We start from the raw sequence: 17,801 nt of genomic DNA, 5'->3' as shown, positions 1-17,801 counted from the left end.
GAATGGTCCGCTGAACAATGTCGTCGCTTCCCGCCGGTTCGGTTCGAAGGCCGTTCATGTCAACTGAACAGAGGCCATTTTCGGGTCTCGCCGAGGTGCAGGATGGATACCACCGGGGCAGTCGACGATGTCAAGGCAGGGGCCGGGATCGAATTCGCGATCGCGGTTGCGCTGTCCACCGGCGCCGCGCTCGCCCTTGGCCTGTCCCGTTTTTCCTATGCTCTGCTGCTTCCGGCGATGCAGGCCGATCTGGCGTTGAGCTATGCCGAGGCGGGGGCGCTGAATACGGCGAACGGCTTTGGATACATCGCCGGCGCGGTGACCGCGCCCTGGGCCGCGAGCCGATGGGGCGCGAAACGCGCCTTTCTCGCCGGTTTCCTGCTCAGCGCGCTGGCGTTGTTGGCCACGGGCGTCTTCCCGGACTTCACCATGCTGTTCCTGGTGCGGACCTTCGGCGGCGTGACCACCGCCTATACCTTCATCCTCGGTGCGGCGCTGGCGGCGGCAATCTGCCGGGAGCCGAACCCACGGCGCAGAGGGACGATGGTGGGGATCTATGTGGCCGGTGTGGGGCTCGGCATCCTGCTGGCGGGCATTGCCGTGCCGATGGCCACGAACGGGGGAGTGGCGCAGTGGACCGGCGGATGGATCGCGCTCGGTGTTCTCGGGTTGGCGGGGCTGCCGATTGCCGCCTGGGCGGTGCACGGTATTCAGGAACCTCTGGGCGGCAGCACCCCGTTGCTCAAGCTCCGCGAGTTCCGGCGGATTGCGCCGACCTTCTTCGGCTACGGCCTCTTCGGCGCGGGCTATGTCGGCTACATGACCTTCGTCATCGCCCTTCTCAGGAGCCAGGGCGCGAACGATGAGCGCATGATCCTGTTCTGGATGGTTCTTGGTCTGGTGTCGGCGGTGTCCACCCTGGTTTGGGGGCGGGTTCTGGGGACGCTCAAGGGAGGGCTCGGTCCAAGCATCGTGTTCGTGACGGCGATGGCCGGGACGCTCGCGGTTCTGATCTGGTCCGGTCCGGTGGCCATGTTCGTGTCGGCGATCATCTTCGGCGGCAGCTTTCTCGCCGGACCGACGGCCATCACCATTGTCGCCCAGCGTCAATTGTCGCCGACCTATTGGACGGCGGCGATTTCTCTCCTGACCCTCAGTTTCGCACTCGGCCAGACGATCGGCCCGCTTCTGGCGGGGGTGATCTCCGATGCCACGGGGGACATCTCAGCAGGGTTCTGGGTCTCGCCGCTTTTTCTGGGGTTCGCGGCCTGCGTCAACGCATTGCAGCGTCCGTCCGACGACGGTGCGCCGGCGCGGGCGGCGGCATGAACCGGCGCGTGGGACAGAGGGATCAACCATCAGCGAGGAGAGTGCGGAATGACGGAACGGAGCGGGCAATGCTTGTGCGGGGCCATCCGCTACACCCTGAAAGGAGCGCCTCGGGCGATCACGGCTTGTCACTGCAGCCATTGCCAGAAGCAAAGCGGCAGCGTGTTTTCCCTCAATCTCGTCATGCGGGACACCGACTTCGAGGCAACGGGCGAGACCCGGGTCTTCGTCGATACGGGCGACAGCGGCGATCCGGTCATGCGTCACTTTTGCGGCAGCTGCGGCTCGCCGATCTATGCGACCATCGCGGCGGCTCCGGGCAAAATCGTGCTCAAGGCAGGCACTCTGGACGATCTTGCGGGGCTGAGGCCCCAGACCGAGATCTATACCGAGCATGCGGTGGACTGGCTGGAGCCGATTGCCGGGACGAAGCGCTATTCCCGGCACATCTAGGCTGCAGATGGCCTCTCAGCGCGCCATGCGCATTGGTGAAGCTGACTCCGCGGCGCTTTTGCGATCTAGCTGGCGGGCTCAGTGCTGCAATCCAGGACTGGATGACGTCATCGACCGGGGGACATCAGGTATCCATTCTTCGCAGCCGCTGAGCTGTCCGGGAAATCGGGCCCACTTCGCTCATCCTGAGAAGCGGCAACGGTATCTGGTGTCGGGGTGGAAGTGGGGGCCGTTGAAGGGCGCGGAAACGCTCCGCCTGCGGGCATGCGTCGAGATGGCGACTGGACCGGACGGCCCAACTGGGTGTATTTGCATGAAGTGCATTGCGGAAAAGCTCACGCGACTTCTGAAATGATCAGTTTGCCAGACCCTTGCGGCAGATGCGCGAGGTGGCTGGTCACGAACGACGATCGGGGTGCGCTCGCGCTTCGCGATGCAGGTGATTGGCGGGGGGCATGCCCGTAGCGACCGGGCGGCAGGTGTGGGTGTGAGCGGCGCAAGCCGCCCTGCGCCGCGCGCGACAACGCAGCCCCTTCGTGTCTTGGTCCTGTGAAAAACGAAGAGAAAATTATTTGCCAAATATAGATGAGAGACTGGAACCCATCCTTTCGGAAGTTTTGAGCCGCAACGCCGGCGAACCCGAATTCCATCAGGCCGTGCGGGAAGTGTTCGAGAGCATCGGGCGGGTTGTTGCCAAGCATCCCGCTTATGCGGACGACGCCTTGATCGAGCGCATCTGCGAACCCGAGCGCCAGATCATCTTCCGGGTGCCCTGGGTGGATGACAGCGGGAAAACGCGGGTCAATCGCGGCTTCCGGGTCCAGTACAATTCGGCGCTCGGCCCCTACAAGGGCGGCATCCGCTTCCACCCCTCGGTCAACCTGAGCATCATCAAGTTCCTCGGGTTCGAGCAGATCTTCAAGAACGCGCTGACCGGCTTGCCGATCGGCGGCGGCAAGGGCGGTGCGGATTTCGACCCGCGCGGCCGTTCGGATGGCGAAATCATGCGGTTTTGCCAGTCCTTCATGACCGAGCTCTACTGCCATATCGGCGACAAGACCGACGTGCCCGCTGGCGATATCGGCGTGGGCGGCCGCGAGATCGGCTACATGTTCGGCCAGTACAAGCGTCTCGCCAACCGGTTCGAGGCTGGCGTTCTCACCGGCAAGGGCATGCTATATGGCGGCTCGCGCGCCCGCACCGAGGCGACCGGCTACGGCAACACCTATTTCGTCCAGAGCATGCTCGGCACCAAGGGGGAGAGCTTCGACGGCAAGAAGGTCGTGGTGTCCGGCTCGGGCAATGTGGCGATCTACACGATGGAAAAGATCCTGTCCTTCGGCGGACGGATCATGGCCTGTTCGGATTCGGGCGGCTATGTCGTCGACGAGCAGGGGATCGATCTCGATCTCGTCAAGGAGATCAAGCTTTTGCGGCGCGGGCGGATCAGCGAATACGCCCGTCTCAAGGGAACCGGCGCGCATTACATCGAGGGTAGTGGTATCTGGGATGTCCCTTGCGATGTCGCCATGCCTTCGGCGACCCAGAACGAGCTGACCGGACGCGATGCGCTTGCCCTCGTCAAGAACGGGGTGATCGCCGTGGGCGAGGGCGCCAACATGCCTTCAACGCCCGAAGCGGTGCGGGTCTTCCAGGAGGCCGGGGTGCTGTTCGCTCCGGGCAAGGCGGCCAATGCCGGCGGTGTCGCGACCTCGGCGCTGGAGATGCAGCAGAACGCCTCGCGCGACAGCTGGACCTTCGAACGCACGGAAGAGCGGTTGGCGGAAATCATGCGCAACATCCATGATACCTGTGCGACCACCGCCGATGAGTATGGCGCGCCGGGCGACTATGTACTGGGCGCGAATATTGCCGGCTTTGTCCGGGTGGCCGAAGCCATGAAGGCGCAAGGGGTGATCTGATCCCCTTGCGGCTTCTGCCTCATGTGAAGGCGCCTTGCATTTGCGGAAAGGAAACGGCCTGCCTCTTGGGAAAGAGGCAGGCCGAAACGTTTGGGAAGCTGAAGCTCCGGCGGCTTTCGTCGACTGGCGATCAGTACAGCAATCCGAACAGGCTGACGATGCCGGGGATCGCAACGATCAGCAAGAGCCGCAGCAGGTCGACGCCGACGAAGGGCACGATGCCGCGGTAGATCTGGTTCATCTGGATGTCGCGGGCGGTTGCCCGCAAGACGAACAGGTTCATGCCGATCGGCGGCGTGATGAAGCTGAGTTCGGTGGCGATGACCACGACGATCCCGAACCAGATCCCGTCAAATCCCATCGATGTCACCAGCGGATGAAAGATCGGCACGGTGAGCAGGATCATCGAGATGCTTTCCAGCACGCAGCCCAGCACCAGATAGACCAGCAAGATCGCGAAGATCACCGCATAGGGGTGGGCCCCCAAGGCGGTCACGAAACTCCGCAGGTCGTTGGTCAGTCCGGACAGGTTCACGTAGTTGAGGAAGGCCATCGCGCCAAACAGGATGAGAAACATCAGTGCGGTGGTCTTGGTGGTGGCGAACAGCGTGCGGAGGGTTTCGGGCCAGGTCAGGCGGCCGCGAAGCGCGGTCACGACGAAGGCGCCCGCCGCGCCAATGCCGGCCGCCTCGGTGGCGGTGAAGACGTGCAGGTAAATTCCGCCGAGAACGAAGGAAAACAGCGCCAGCGTCGTCACCACGCCGCGGAGCGAGCGGATCCGCTCCTGCAAGGACAGGCGTTCCTGCCGTTGCATGGCGTGCCCGGAGCCGCGCAACGACAGGCGCACCGCGACGAGGTAAAAGATCACGCCGAGGAGCCCGGGAACCAGGCCGGCGAGGAACAGATTGCCGATATGCTCCTGGGTCATGATGCCGTAAAGCACCAGGATTACCGACGGTGGGATCAAGATGCCAAGGGTCCCGCCCGCAGCGACCGAGGATCCGGCGAGCCGGTCGGCATATCCGTATCTGCGCATTTCCGGCAAGGCGATCCGGGCAAGGGTCGCGGTCGTCGCCAGCGAGGAGCCGGAGATCGAGGCAAACCCACCCGAGGCGACAATGGTGGCCATGGCTAATCCGCCGCGATAGTGCCGCATCCAGGCGTTCGCCGTCTTGTAGAGGTCGGTCGCCACGCCCGACTGGATCACCAGATTTCCCATCAGGATGAACAAGGGCACGACGGACAGGGTGTAGTTGCGTCCGGAATCGAAATACACCGCCCCGAACAGGAAGCCGGCCGGGTCGAAGCCGATCAGGCTGGCAGTGCCGACAAGTCCGACAATGCCCATGGCGACGGCGACCGGGACGCCCGAGAACACCAGGACAAAGAGAAAGGCGATGCCGATAGGCCAGCTCATGAGACCTCCTTACCTTTCCTGCCGATAATCCGTGCGAGCATCTGCCAGGCAATTACCAGGGCGCTGAGCAACAGCAACCCGCCCGCGACCCGCGCGATCGGCGCATAGGGCACGCCGAGATAGGTCGTCGCCTCGCCGTAAAGGGCCAGGCGGTCGGCGTGTTGCAGCACTTGCCAGCCGGCCAGTGCGAAGAAGGCCAGCACGATGATCTGCACCGCGCCCTTGCGTATGACTTCGGCCTTGCCGCGCAGTTGCTCGGTCAGCAATTCGACGGTCAGGTGTTCATCGTTGAGGGTGATTGCCGGAATGCCGAGAAAGATCACCCCAATCAGCAGGAACTCGGTCAGTTCCGCTGCGCCATTCAACGGGCTGTTGAACAGGTAGCGTCCGACAACGTCCAGCACCGTGACCGCCGTCAGGGCGATCAGCATGATCCCGCTCAACAGCGACGCAGCAAAGAGCAGACGGCGGCGCAACCGAACCAGTCGGCGCGCCCCGTGGTCTTGACGACTCATTTTGCCTGCAGGGCCTGAACTTCGGCCTGCAGTTCCTCATGGATGGCGTCGAAATCCAGCCCATGCTGTTCATAGGCATTCCGGATGTCGGCCAGCAGCGGCTTCGTGGCCTCTTTGAGGGCGGCAATGTCTTGATCGGACGCCTTCACGAATTTCACCCGGCCGCGCATTTGCTCCATCGCATTCGCGTCGGAGCGATCCCAGGCCTGGCCGGCGCGGCGGCTGAAGGCCTCGCCCGAAACCCGCAGGATTGCCTGCCGGTCGGCTTCGGACAGCCGATTGAAGGAGCGCTCATTGATCACCATGAAGAAGGCGATGTTAAACAGGCCGCCCGGGGCGGTGAGGGCGGTGGTGACTTCTTCGTCCACCTTGAAGAACGGAACCGCTTCGACCGGGAAATAGGTGCCGTCGATGATGCCGCCGGACATCAGTTCATAGGATTGGGGGGCAGGGGCCTGGACCGGCGCCATACCCAGATTGGCAGTCAGGCTGTTCGTCATCGGTCCGGCGACCCGGACCTTGGCTCCGGCGAGGTCGGAAACCGGGCTGACGGAGCGGTCGCGCATGAACAGGGCGCCCGGACCATGGGTGAAGAGGCCGAGCGGTCGAACGCCCTTGAACTCCCCGGCGGCGGCCAGATGCTTTTGGTAGATCCGCCAGTAGGCGACGGAGCCGGCCTCGGCGGTGTCGGCATAGAAGGGAAGTTGCACGATCCCGTGCAGGCCAAAGCGTCCCGACGTGTAGTCGTTGACGCCGTAGGTAATGTCAGCGGCGCCGGAGACGGCAAGGTCGATCTGCAGCGGTGGCGGCCCCAGCGGGGCGTCGAGGATCTGAATCGCGACCCGGCCTTCAGTCGCCTCTTTCACATCCGCGACCCAGGGCTTGATCATGTCTTTTACGATCGCATGGCTCGGCGGCAGGAAACCAGCCAGCCGCAACGTGACCTCCTGGGCAACCGCTCCTCCGCACAGCGTCATCGACGCGATGGTCGATACCAACAGCTTTCGGCAAAATCCCATATCACCCCTCCCGTGGTGTTCCTGCTATCTATGGCCGGCTCCCTGGTGTCGACACGTGGCGCGAACCAAGGGGCCTGCTTGCTGCAGACGGGTCAATAATATAAGATTCTATATAAATGTAAATGTAAGGAAAGCACCATGCCGGCCAAAACATCGCAGTCCGTGGATGCGGAGGACAAAATCCTGCCGGACCTTCTGCCCTATCTGCTGCAGCGTGCCAGCTTTCTGGTGACCCGTGAATTTCACCGCAAACTGCAGCTCGGCAAGGTTCCCCCGAACCGGTGGCGGATGATGGTGTGGCTGTCCGAGAATCAGCCCTATTCGATCAGCGATCTGACGGATCGATTGATGCTCAAGCAACCTTCGGTCACCCAGTTGGTGGACAATGCCATCCGGGATGGTTTGGTGCGCAAGGATTCCGATCCCGATGATGCCCGGCGTACGGTCATCACGCTGACCGAGGAGGGGGAAGAGCTGGTGGCGCGGATCAGGGAGCGGGCGCTCATCGGCCGGGAGCATGTGGAAACCATGCTGGGGGCCGATCTCAGCCGCCAGCTGACGGCGCGGCTGAAGGAGACGATCGAGCGCCTGGAGTAGCGCCCGCTCCCCGGATCAGGCGCCGGTGACCCGGTCGACCAGCTTTGTCGGATGCGCCGGCGTGTCATTCCCCCGCCAGGCCACCATCATATCGGGCCGGATCAGCACCAGCCCGGTTTCGTAGGTGTCGCGAACCCGCCGCTCGTTGACCTGCAGCAGTCTGACCGGCACGCCCCGTTCATCGAACGATGCCTTGAGTTCCTCGGCTGCGGACAGGGCGGCGGGATCGGTCACGAGCAGGGTGAAGTCCTTGCCGAAGTGATCCATCAGCGCGGTGCCGTCGGCGAGCCAGACATGCGGTGCCCGGTGCCCGGGGCGGGCGGTCGGACGATAGTGCCGCGGGTGATCTTCGGGCTCGGGCGAGCCGTCGGGCTGGATGATCGGCGAACCTTCATAGCGGTAGCCAAGGAGCGTGCCGGAGGAGGAAATCAGCTTCTCCTGCTCCTTGAGACTGGCGTGCAGGTCGGCGCGCAGGGCCTCGCCCTCGGCGGTCTCTGCATCGAGTTCGTCTCCGTTCTGCATACAGGCGAAAAGCTCATCGAACGATCCGGCGGCGGCCCGGGTGTTGCGCACGCCGACCGGTTGCCGTTCGGCGCTGTAGCTGGCCAAGAGGGTCTCACCGCCCCAGCCATCAAGCCGGGCCTTTAGCTTCCAGGCGAGGTCGATGGCGTCCGACACGCCCGTGTTCATGCCGAATCCCCCAGTGGGGGTGAACAGATGAGCGGCGTCGCCGACCAGAAAGATATTCTCCGACACCCGGTAGTCATCGGCGGTCAGTGCATGGGCATTCCAGGGCTGAACCGAATAGATCTCCACGTCGACGGGGGCCTTGACCACATCGCAAACGGTTGCGATCGGATCGACGTCGGTCCAGTCGCGGTCTTCGGGCAGGATCAGGTGGTAGGTGAAGGTTGCCTTGCCATCCCAGTTCAGGATGAAGCCGCGATGGTCGCGGTGCAGCGGAAAGAAGATGTTCCCGTGGCCGAACTTTCCAGCATCGAGAAACCCCTCGGAGCGGAAATAGATCGAGACGAAGCGCGCCAGCGCCGCGCGTCCGCTCATCGGTCGCCCGAAGCTTTCCCGGATGGGCGAGCGACCGCCGTCGCAGGCCGCGAGATAGCGGCAGGTCACCTCGCGCTGCTCCCCCGTTATCACGTTTCGGAGGGAGGTGATCACGTGGTCACCCTTGTCTTCGAAGCCTGTCAGTTCCACGCCGAAGCTTAGGTCGACGCTCGGTTGTGCACGGGCATGGTCGAGCAGGATCTTCTCGACTTCGTCCTGTCCGGTGATGGTTTTCAGGTAAGGAGACCAGCTGTGTTCATCGCTGGCATAGCCGCCGCGGGCATTCTCCTTGATCTTCGCCGCCGGCGGCAGGTCGATCTGATGGATCTTGTGCCCGGCCAGGGTCGAAACCCAGAAGTAGCGGCCGGGCATGTCCGAGGGGATGCCGGTGTTGGCGATCGTCTCATCAATCCCCCAGCGGCGGTAGTATTCCATGGTGCGATTGGCCACCGCATTGGCGCGGGGGTGTGGGTTGAGATGGTCCGACCGCTCCACCAGCAGGCAGGGAACGCCACGCCAACCAAGTTCGCCGGCAAGCGACAGTCCAACCGAACCGCCGCCCACGATGAGAATGGGTACGTCAGGGGTCATGAGGCGTCTCTTTATATGAGTTCAGGATTGTGGAGGACCGGGCGGAAGGGGCGCAGGATCACCTGTTCGAAGACCCCGGCCTTGCAATAGGGTTCTTCGGTCAGAAGCGCGCGGGCTTCGGCCTCTGTCCGGGCCTCCAGGATGATGAGGGAGCCGATGTTTCTGGTGCCGCTTTCGTCGGTCAGAGGGCCGCCGAGCAGCATGCGCGCGGCATGGGCGGCGACGAAATCGCGATGGGCGGCGCTGGTGGCGTCCCGCAAGGCGTCGGCCCCGGGACGGTCCAGAAGGGTCACCGCGAACAGCATCACGTACCCTCCTGCCACTCGGCGCGGTCGCGATGTGTGCTGAGGAAGGTGCCCAGGATCTCGTTGAAGGCTTGCGGTGCCTCGACATTGGACAGATGGCCGGCTCCCTGGATCACCGACAGGGCCGCATCCGGGAGCCGTAACTTCGCCTGTTCGCCGATCGACGGCGGCGTCAGCCGGTCTTCGCTGCCAAAGATCATCTGCACGGGAACGGAAATTCGTTCCAGGTTGGCGCCGCGATTGTAGCGCAGCGTGGCCGCGATGGTCTTGAGATAGCTTTCGATATGCAGTGCCTCCATGCTGGCGGTCATCCGCTCCCAGGCTTCGGGCGACGGGTTCGCGCCAAACAGGGAGGTCAGCAGGGGACCGGCAATGTCGCTGAGGCTCTTGCCCTCGCGCAGGGGCTTTTGCCGCAGGGCGATGAATTCCTCCCTCTTCTCAGGCGTCAGCGCTTCGTCGAAGCCGAAGAAGAAGTCGCACAGAGTCAGCGTGCCGATCCGCTCCAGATTGTCCGGTGCGAAATCCAGCAGGATCCGGGCGCCCATCGACAGCCCGACCAGATGGGCGCACTGAACCTTCAGGTGATCCAGCAGCCGGCATAAATCGCCTGAAAAGTCGGAGAATTCCAGCGCGCCGTCATAGTCATCGGATGCGCCATAGCCTCGGGCGTCCCAGGCGATGGTCGTGAAGCCGTGCGACAGGGCCGCCTGTTGGTCGGCCCATTGGCCATGGTTGCCGCCAATACCGTGCAAGAACACGAGCGGGGGGCCTTCGCCCAACTGCCGGAAGGCGATCCGCGGCCGGCCGGGAACATGTTGCAGGCCGGTCATGCGAAGGCCGGGGTCAGTGCCCCCTCCCTCAGCACCTGCATGTCGTCGATCCACAGATCGCAGTTGCGCATGGGGAAGTCGAAATGACATTTGGTGAACCGGCCGGCGAATTCATTGGCGCCGGTGGAGAACAGGAAATTGCCTTCGATGGCCCGCAGTTCGGTGCCGTTCACCTCGTTCTTGTCGTAAAGATGCAGGCTGTCCCAATAGGCACCGGGGTTCAGGCCCCAGCCCACATGGCTGACGGTATAGGCATCCGGATCCTGCCACGAGGCCAGGTAGGAGCGCAGCGACACCGCGTCGAGCCCGTCTCCGGCAACCTCCGTCACCCGATCGTCTTCGATCGTCATCCGCACCCGGCTTTCAATGTAGCGCTTGAAGGTCAGGTTCACGTCGCCAACATCCAGTACGACCGTTCCCCGGACGGTTCCTGCCTTCGGAAAGCACAGCGCCAGACCTGCCGGCCAATAGGCGACAGGTTGTTCCGGGGCCAGGAAGCCGGCCCCGCCGCGCACCGGTGCGCCGCGGAGATCGACGGTCAGGTCCGTGCCCGCCGGCGAGATCACGCGCATCTCCTTCGCGGCGCCAAGTCGCTGCATCGAGCGTGCCACGCGTTCGGCAAGTGCCGTACTCGGGCGGCAGCGTTCCAACACCTCGGGATGCTCGTTGGAGATCATGTAGACCCGCCCGCCGGCCTCAAGCAGCGCTTGCCGCGCTGGGCTGTGCAGGATGCCCTCGACAGTGACATCGACGACAAGGTCGGCGCCTCCGAGCATCGCCAGAAGGTCACTGTAGTCCTGGGCCGCTTCGGTGTTTCCGGTCGAGCGGATGGCCGGTCCCGCCGGCTGCCGGGCGGATTGAAGCTTGACCTGGGCGACCCGCGCTCCGGCGCGCGCCAGGCCAAGTTCGGCGAGGTGAATGAGGCTGGGGCGGGACGCGGTTTCGGACAGAACGATCACCAGGTCTCCCTGCTTGACCCCGGAAAGACGAAAGCTGTCGTGAAAACAGGCGATCCACTTTTCATCGAGCGGCTCCTCGAGCGCCATGGTTCCCCTCCCTATTATGTAGCGTTATTTATATAGTTTATGATATATTGGGCCTGTCCTGTCAATGAGGGGGGCGTGGAGGGCGCAGAAGAACCTACGCTACCTGACCGCCGCGTAAGGCTGCCTGGTCATGGCGAGGGGCAGCCCGACCGCTGTGACAAGATGGGGGGCCGTGAACCGATCCTATCGCCTGGCTGGGGGATTGGGGTTTCTGGGTGATCTTCGTTCGGTTGATGCCGCGGTAAATGCGTCTGCTCCTTGCCGATGGAGAAGAGGGAGTGGAGCGGTCTATGGCGGCAGGGTCTTCCAGCCCTGCCAGTCGTGAATGGCGGCGCCGGACAGCGGGCCGACCGGCGCGAGCTCCGTCGCGATGGCCGCGATGTCACTGAGAACGGTCCTGCGGGACGCTTTTGACGGCAGGTCCGCATAGCTGACCGCCGGTCCCGGCCCCGCATGGGTCTCCACCCCGAAGAGAATGCGTGGCGGATGCCGCAAGCCGCGGGCAAACGCCAGTTCACCGCGCAGGCGGGCGGCGGTTCTGGCCGGCCGGGTGCTGTAGGCCATGATCACGGCCTCATCGACGCGGGCGAGGATTTGCCCGAGCACCGGGCGCCTGTCTCCTTCCACCCGCATGGTCACCGGCTCGCCGTAGTAGTCGTCGAGCCAGCTTGGCAGGGCGGCGCCATAGGCGAGGCCGGCCTCCTCGGTTCGTCGGCGCAAGGTGTCGTGCAGGGCCACCCAGTCGGCCATCAGCCGGTCGCGGTCGGCCCGCTGCGCGGGGGTGAGTTGGCTGGCCGCCAGTCCATTATGGAAGAGCGCCCGTCCGACGCCCTGACCGTCCTGCGGTTCCAGATCGGAATGGAAGCCGGTGAAACCCGTGTCGGGATGGCGGGCGTTGAAGGCGATCAGACTGTCCAGCGCCGCCATCAGTCCTGACGGTCCATCGCTGTCATGGAAGTAGCCACGCCATCCGTCCATGCCCCAGGCCCGTGTCCCCTGCGCCTTGAGGCGGGCAAGCAGTGCCTGCAAGGCAGCGTCTTGGATCCGGTAGTCTTCGGGGGTGAGGTAGAGATAGAGGTCGCTGAGGTCGAGAGGGCCGATGGTGGCAAGAAACCGCTCCGTTTCGTGCCGTGCGGACAGCAGGTCGGCCGTCCGCCAGACCCACATGGCAAGCGGCGGGTGGCGGGGGCTCTCCCCGCCCTGTGCAGAGACCGTAAACGCACAGAGCAGGGCGAGGAGGAGGGCGCCCGCCAGCCTCACCTGACCACGGTCGGCTTCGATGCCTGAGCGGTCTTGGCGGTCGTCGGGGCGGGGCGGAACCAGGCCACCAGCGTGGAGGCAGCGCCGGAGATGGCCGAGACGATCCGGCTGGTGGTGATCGTGTCGTTGCCCGGTATCAGTTTTTCTCCCGTCACGCGGATGTCGGCCGAATGGGGGAAGGCGGCGGGCGTGTCGAGGGAGACCCGCACAACCTGGCCCCGGGCGGTCGGCCGGAAGGTTTTCTGGAACTCGGACGGCAGAGGCACGGTCAGCGGCAGGATCTCGGTGATGGTCCCGGTTGAGCTGGCGAAACCGCCGGACACGGTGACCCGCTCGCCGGGGTGGACCGAGTAAAGCGTTCCGGTTTCCAGATAGGCGAGCACGAATTTCTCGCCGACGAACATCTCGGCGATGGGCTCGCCCGGCCGGACCACATCCCCCTGCTGTGCCACGGCGCTGGTGATTACCCCAGTGGCCGGCGCAAGGATGTTCCCGTCATTGTAACGCGAGCGGATGTCATTCATCGCCGCCATGGCTTCCGCCTGTGCCTCTTCCAGCTTTTCCAGTTGCGCCAGCGAGGTTCGCCGCTCGACCTCACGCACGGCGTGCTCCTCGACGGCAGCGTAATGCTCCTGGACGGCGTTGCTGTAAGAGGTGCCGGTGACGAGGGCGCGGGCACCATTCATCTTGCGCAGGCTGTCTTCCGCCTCAGCCAGCCGCGCTTTCGCGGTGGTCATGACCGTGTCGGCGATGTCGACCTTGATCGACAGCTCCGCCTGACGGGCGATCGTCGCCGCATTCTGCGATGCCAGATTGGCGAGCACGCTGGCCACCTGCGGCGAATGGACGACGCCAAGAAGCTGGCCTTCGCGCACGACCTGTCCCGGCTGGACGGCCATGCGGATCACCTGGGTCTCGTAAGGAGAGGCGATGACGAACTTGTCGGCGGTGACGAGCCCTTCGGCCTGTAGCCAGATCATCGGTCCGACCAGCAGGTTCGCAATATAGGCGAAGAAGGCGAGCACACCGGCAAGATAGATGTAGCGTCCCCATTTCGGCTTGCTGGCACGCACGTCGTTTTCGAAACGGTCGGCCTTGGTACGGGTCTTAATCTGTCGGATCATGATATGGCCTCAATAGATTGCGGCGATGCGCTGGACGCGGCTTGGCGAATAGCGATCGTCCTTCGAGGTGCGGAACACCCATTCCTCGAAATAGGCGTAGAGCCGGACCAGTCGCATCACACCGCCGTTGAAGAGGCCGCTGGTCAGGAGGAAGGGCAGCAGTTCGAGCACCGTTCTTGCCGGGAAACGGCCGGAAATGAAGACCGCAAGCAGGAAGGCGCAGACTTCCAGAGCGATATAGACGAGCGCCACGGCGCCGATGATGAAGACAAGACCGGAGCCGAGAAAGAGCAGCATTCCGCCGAGGTAAAGCGGGAAGACGAGCGTTGGAACCAGGGTCATGATGAGGAACTCCAACTGCTCGACAGTCTCCAGCGATCTCCAACTCCGCCTCGTCGGCAGGAAGGAGCTGCGGAATTTGCGCAGGCGGATGCGCACCGTGTCGCGGTCCCAGCGCCGGCGCTGTCGCACAAGGCCGCCGAAGGTGGGAAGGGCATCGGTGAAACACCAGGCGTCGGCGACGAAACGCACGGACCAGCCTGCCCGGCGAATGCGCATGGTCATGTCGAAATCTTCGCCGGACGCTGGCTCGTTGCCGCCGATCTGATGAAAGCATTCGCGGCGAAACGCGCCAAAGGCCCCGGACGCGCAGGTGACGATGTTGAGAAACTCCTGCACCCGTTTGCCAAGGCCGATGCTGATGATGTACTCGATTGCCTGGTAGGAGGCGACGACCGAGGCGGTGTGGTTGCGAATGCCGATGCTGCCGCAGGTCGCCCCGACGTTCGGATCGACAAAGGGCGCGATCAAGAGCTCGATTGCATCGCGGTCATAAGAACAATCCGCGTCCAGATTGACGATGATGTCGCCGGAGGCGAGCATCATGCCGAGGTTGGCGCCGGCGACCTTGCCGCAGCGGTCTTGGTTGCAAAGGGCGATGTCGATCAGCCCCTCAGCGCGGAGCTGCGCCAGCACCTCGCGCATGCCGTCCGTCGATCCATCATCGACGCAGATGATCTCATCGATCCGCCGGGTCTGCTCGCGCAGCGATCGGATGCAGGCACGCATGGCATGGGCTTCGTTGTGACCGGCGACGACGATGCTCACCTTCAGATTTTCCAGCAGCAATTCATCCGCCATGGATCGCCCGGAACCAGGGCGTAGCGCCTGCGCCAGCTTCTGTCCGGCGACCACAAGGAAGGCGAAGGTGAAGCGGGGAATTTCCAGGAGCACCATGAACCAGAACATCGCCAGGCTGGTGTGCCAGTCCAATGCGCCAAGGACATCTGTGGGACCGTGGAGCGCGTCCATCACAACTCCTCCAGCAATTGTTCCGCTTCGCGCCGGGAGAGGATGTCGAAGCGCAGGCCCGGATCGGTGCGCACCACTTCGGACATGCGCTGGGCGATTTCAGTAAGGACGGGCTCGATACCGTCCCTGTCCATATGCGGCAGCAGGATGAGAACGCCATTGTCATGACGGGCCACGGTGTCGACCGGCCGCAGGGCGCTGCGCAGAACGTCCATGACCAGGTCTTCGGTTCGGCTGGCAAGGCGCAGATTGTGGGTCCGTGTCGCGGCATCGCCGCCGAACACGCCTCTTAAGACCTGAAAGGGGGTCTGGAAGGCGGTTTCGTGCTGAAGGGCCTGCTGCAGGATCAGCTTGAAGGTGTCAGAGCGGCTGGGCGGCGCGAGTTCGCCGACGCCGCCGGCGAAAACGGTTCGCGTTCCGGCCGGCGTTATCTTGTAGGAAAACCAGTCGCGCACCGGCATTTGCGCCGCATCGTGCCACGCCCGGCAACTCATGCAGACGAAACCGATGGCGGGTGTGTCGTTGATGCAGTTGCAGGACAGGCATTCGATCGCCGAGCCGGGCTTGTCGTAGTCGAGGCCGATGTGACGCAGCATGTCGTTGCATTGGGGACATTGCAGGCCGCCATCGCTGCGCTTGAATGTCTTTTCAAGACCTTCGTAGCCGCAGCGGAAGTGATGGACGATCGCCTCCTCTTCGATCTGCGGGGAGCGGCAAGCATGACACTCTTCGCGAACGTTCAGCGCCGAACCACGACACTGGGGGCAGATGTGCAGGCGATCGAAGAAGCTGCGGCTGAGGTAATCGCGCTGTACCAGCTTGTTGGCTGCTTCGGCGGGAGCGTCGAGCCGGCCGCCGAGCACGGCATAGCTGACCATGCCCTGCTGGGTCGTATTGTAGCTTGCCGTCATGTCGGCACCGCGCGAATGCAGCCGGGCCAGGATAATGTCTTCAGGATTGGCCGAGTTGCGGATTTGCTCGGGTAACTTCTCCAGCCGCTCGGTGATCGCAAGGGCCTGCTCCCAGCAGCCCGGGCCGGAGGCATCGAACCAGTCGCGATCATCCGGCAGGAGGCTGATCAACGGGACCAGCGGGTCGTTGACCCGTTTGAGGAGCCGGTCGATCAGCGGGTCGGCCAGCGGCGTCGTCATGACAATGGTAAAGGGCCAGTCGCCGCTATCGATGCTGCTCTTGGTCCATCCGTCCGGTATGGCAATATTGTCGTCGCGCGGAAAAAGCACGCAATGGAATTTCTCGGTCGGGCGCAGACGCAAAACTGTGTTCATGGGACGCTGCCTGATGTCACGCGGTTACAGTCAATCATCGAGCGTCCAGATCGCCGGAACGGCGTCTGCGCTTCGAGACGTGCCCGCTTTCCCCCTCTGAAGGTGAGGCACGAGGAAAGCATGCGAGAATTTCTTCGGGATCGTTGGTCTCGGATATTCCCGCATGAATCCGAATTTATCGCAATAATTTTCGTTTACTGTTTGTTAATTAATTCAATTATTTCGTCGAATATTATTCTATGGTTGTGTAGTCATGTCGGGGGGTGCTTATGGTATTTCCTATTTTCCTTGGTTTTCTGGCTTAATTGATGGGTTGAATAAGTCTTTTTATTATTATTTTCTTGTTGATGCGATCTGGGCGTAGTTCGAATGGTTTAGGTTGCTGTCCTTTGGACGTAGGGACACCCCCCTTCGTATGGTGTCACAACCCGCAGGCTACAGAACCGGGAGAGCCGATCGGGGGAGGCATGCGGAGGCTTTCGACCGGCCAGTCTCAGTGCGGCGGATGCGGTCCTATCGGGACGTGATGCGGCAGGTCGGGCGGCGGTGCGCTGCTCGGCGGTGTCGTTTCCTGAGAGGTTCCGGAGGTTGTGCCGGAGCCTGCGAAGGGACAGGAATAGCGCTACTCGGCCGGCGCGACGGCAACCGCATGGCTGACGAGCCCGGCACCCTCCTGCCAGAGATGCATCATGTACTGCGCCGGCTCGGTGCTGAACCGGTAGGGTTCCTCCGGCCGGAGGTCGAAGGCGATCTGATGCGAGGCCGATGGCGCGACCCGCACCGGGACGCTGCCGCATCGGCCCTGAATGGTCCGGTGCATGTGCCCGCACAGGATCGCCTCGACCGCGCCATGGTCCGCGACCAGATCGGCCAGCGCCTCGCGCCCTTCGAGGAGCCCCATGGAATCCATGTGCCGGAGCCCGGTCGTCATCGGCGGATGATGCATGAAGATCAACACGGGCCGACCGGCGACCCGCTCCAGTGTCGCCTTCAGCCAGGCAAGGCGCGCGGGGCAGAGCTCACCATGCGGCTTGCCTTCGACCAGGGTGTCGAGGCCGATCACCGCCAGCGGAAAGCGCTCCTCCAGCAGACAGAGGTGCCCGGTGTCGGTCACGCCCAGCATGTCGGGAAGCTCGGCGCGCATCGGGGTGCGGGCGTCATGGTTGCCGGGCACGGCAAGTACCGGAATGCCGAGGCGGCGCAGTCCGGCGCCGACGGCGGCATATTCCTCCACCGTCGCATCCTCCCCCAGGTCGCCGGAGAACAGGATCAGGTCGGGACGCGATGTCTGGCGCTCCAGGCTGTCGATCAGCCGGGCGAAGGCAGCGCCGGTGTCGAAACGTCCGGCGAGCCGCTTGCCGCCGGCGAGGAAATGAGAATCGCTGATCTGCGCAATCAACATCCGTTGTTCGCCCCTGTTGTCGTCGCCGCTTGCATCTATCCGCCCGCATTCGCCGCAGGCAAGGGGGCGTGTTGGTGGACAGGCAAAAAATACGGCTGCGTCACAAAACTGTTTTGGAAAGTGACGAAATTGCGCCTCGAATCCTTCTATTCCGTCATCGGGGGCCTGATGGGGGGCGATCGGGAGTTGCTCCCGATTTCTCGCAAAAATGCCGATAAAGTCACTGGTTTTCAGAGGGAGATGCCGGGTTTCGGCGAAACCTTCCTGGCAGTCAGCCGACGGGATGGCGCGGATGAAGACTGGATTCCCACATGAATACGGAGAATTCTGGC

At 63.4% G+C, this 17,801-nt stretch carries 17 protein-coding genes; 5 read left to right on the top strand and 12 right to left on the bottom strand.

The genetic code is table 11. From position 1 onward, the window contains the following. The first annotated feature begins 102 nt into the window (after positions 1-102). The 3 genes from LC062_RS20000 to gdhA all read left to right on the top strand — a co-directional run bounded on the left by LC062_RS20000 (position 103) and on the right by gdhA (position 3,704). Positions 103-1,329, top strand: coding sequence for a YbfB/YjiJ family MFS transporter (locus LC062_RS20000; protein ID WP_224912817.1), 1,227 nt, complete (start codon positions 103-105; stop codon positions 1,327-1,329). 48 nt (positions 1,330-1,377) lie between these two features. Further along, on the top strand, positions 1,378-1,782 hold the full coding sequence (locus LC062_RS19995) for a GFA family protein (RefSeq protein WP_224912815.1): 405 nt from the start codon (positions 1,378-1,380) through the stop codon (positions 1,780-1,782). A 572-nt stretch (positions 1,783-2,354) separates the two neighbouring features. Further along, positions 2,355-3,704 (top strand): NADP-specific glutamate dehydrogenase, encoded by a 1,350-nt coding sequence (gene gdhA, locus LC062_RS19990; protein ID WP_224912813.1) that lies wholly within the window; start codon positions 2,355-2,357, stop codon positions 3,702-3,704. 130 nt (positions 3,705-3,834) lie between these two features. Here gdhA and LC062_RS19985 read toward each other — a convergent pair whose 3' ends face one another. The 3 genes from LC062_RS19985 to LC062_RS19975 all read right to left on the bottom strand — a co-directional run bounded on the left by LC062_RS19985 (position 3,835) and on the right by LC062_RS19975 (position 6,634). Continuing rightward, positions 3,835-5,121: a TRAP transporter large permease gene (locus LC062_RS19985; RefSeq protein WP_224912812.1), complete on the bottom strand. Its 1,287-nt coding sequence runs from the start codon at positions 5,119-5,121 to the stop codon at positions 3,835-3,837. Next, on the bottom strand, positions 5,118-5,552 hold the full coding sequence (locus LC062_RS19980) for a TRAP transporter small permease (RefSeq protein ID WP_224912811.1): 435 nt from the start codon (positions 5,550-5,552) through the stop codon (positions 5,118-5,120). Before LC062_RS19980 ends, LC062_RS19985 begins: the two co-directional genes overlap by 4 nt. Before the next feature lie 80 nt (positions 5,553-5,632). Continuing rightward, positions 5,633-6,634 (bottom strand): TRAP transporter substrate-binding protein, encoded by a 1,002-nt coding sequence (locus tag LC062_RS19975; protein ID WP_224912810.1) that lies wholly within the window; start codon positions 6,632-6,634, stop codon positions 5,633-5,635. 159 nt (positions 6,635-6,793) lie between these two features. Here LC062_RS19975 and LC062_RS19970 point away from each other — a divergent pair, with 159 nt between their 5' ends. Further along, entirely contained in the window at positions 6,794-7,252 is a 459-nt protein-coding gene (locus LC062_RS19970; RefSeq protein WP_224912808.1) for a MarR family winged helix-turn-helix transcriptional regulator, read from the top strand. A 15-nt stretch (positions 7,253-7,267) separates the two neighbouring features. Here LC062_RS19970 and LC062_RS19965 read toward each other — a convergent pair whose 3' ends face one another. The 9 genes from LC062_RS19965 to LC062_RS19925 all read right to left on the bottom strand — a co-directional run bounded on the left by LC062_RS19965 (position 7,268) and on the right by LC062_RS19925 (position 17,469). Further along, positions 7,268-8,905, bottom strand: a complete 1,638-nt coding sequence (locus tag LC062_RS19965; RefSeq protein WP_224912807.1) for an FAD-dependent monooxygenase — start codon at positions 8,903-8,905, stop codon at positions 7,268-7,270. 11 nt (positions 8,906-8,916) lie between these two features. After that, complete coding sequence (locus LC062_RS19960; RefSeq protein WP_224912805.1) at positions 8,917-9,210, bottom strand: YciI family protein; 294 nt, start codon at positions 9,208-9,210, stop codon at positions 8,917-8,919. Continuing rightward, positions 9,210-10,040 carry an alpha/beta fold hydrolase gene (locus tag LC062_RS19955; RefSeq protein ID WP_224912803.1) on the bottom strand — a complete coding sequence of 277 codons (831 nt, stop codon included), beginning with the start codon at positions 10,038-10,040 and terminating at the stop codon, positions 9,210-9,212. The genes LC062_RS19960 and LC062_RS19955 overlap by 1 nt, the downstream gene beginning before the upstream one ends. Further along, positions 10,037-11,086 (bottom strand): M29 family metallopeptidase, encoded by a 1,050-nt coding sequence (locus LC062_RS19950; RefSeq protein WP_224912801.1) that lies wholly within the window; start codon positions 11,084-11,086, stop codon positions 10,037-10,039. The genes LC062_RS19955 and LC062_RS19950 overlap by 4 nt, the downstream gene beginning before the upstream one ends. A gap of 288 nt (positions 11,087-11,374) precedes the next feature. Continuing rightward, positions 11,375-12,253: a hypothetical protein gene (locus LC062_RS19945; RefSeq protein WP_224912799.1), complete on the bottom strand. Its 879-nt coding sequence runs from the start codon at positions 12,251-12,253 to the stop codon at positions 11,375-11,377. 89 nt (positions 12,254-12,342) lie between these two features. Further along, positions 12,343-13,470 carry an HlyD family secretion protein gene (locus LC062_RS19940; RefSeq protein WP_224912798.1) on the bottom strand — a complete coding sequence of 376 codons (1,128 nt, stop codon included), beginning with the start codon at positions 13,468-13,470 and terminating at the stop codon, positions 12,343-12,345. Positions 13,471-13,479: 9 nt separating this feature from the next. Beyond that, positions 13,480-14,781, bottom strand: coding sequence for a glycosyltransferase (locus LC062_RS19935; RefSeq protein WP_224912796.1), 1,302 nt, complete (start codon positions 14,779-14,781; stop codon positions 13,480-13,482). Continuing rightward, on the bottom strand, positions 14,781-16,067 hold the full coding sequence (locus tag LC062_RS19930) for a TackOD1 domain-containing metal-binding protein (RefSeq protein WP_224912795.1): 1,287 nt from the start codon (positions 16,065-16,067) through the stop codon (positions 14,781-14,783). Before LC062_RS19930 ends, LC062_RS19935 begins: the two co-directional genes overlap by 1 nt. 622 nt (positions 16,068-16,689) lie before the next feature. Beyond that, positions 16,690-17,469 (bottom strand): phosphodiesterase, encoded by a 780-nt coding sequence (locus tag LC062_RS19925; RefSeq protein ID WP_224912793.1) that lies wholly within the window; start codon positions 17,467-17,469, stop codon positions 16,690-16,692. On the opposite strand from LC062_RS19925, the gene LC062_RS19920 reads away from it, so the two are divergent. Further along, complete coding sequence (locus LC062_RS19920) at positions 17,440-17,784, top strand: hypothetical protein (protein WP_224912791.1); 345 nt, start codon at positions 17,440-17,442, stop codon at positions 17,782-17,784. The genes LC062_RS19925 and LC062_RS19920 overlap by 30 nt on opposite strands. The last annotated feature ends 17 nt before the right edge of the window (positions 17,785-17,801 follow it).

This window comes from Stappia indica, assembly GCF_020177335.1.
GTDB classification, from domain to species: domain Bacteria; phylum Pseudomonadota; class Alphaproteobacteria; order Rhizobiales; family Stappiaceae; genus Stappia; species Stappia indica_B.
This window is presented reverse-complemented; position numbering and strand designations above follow the sequence as displayed.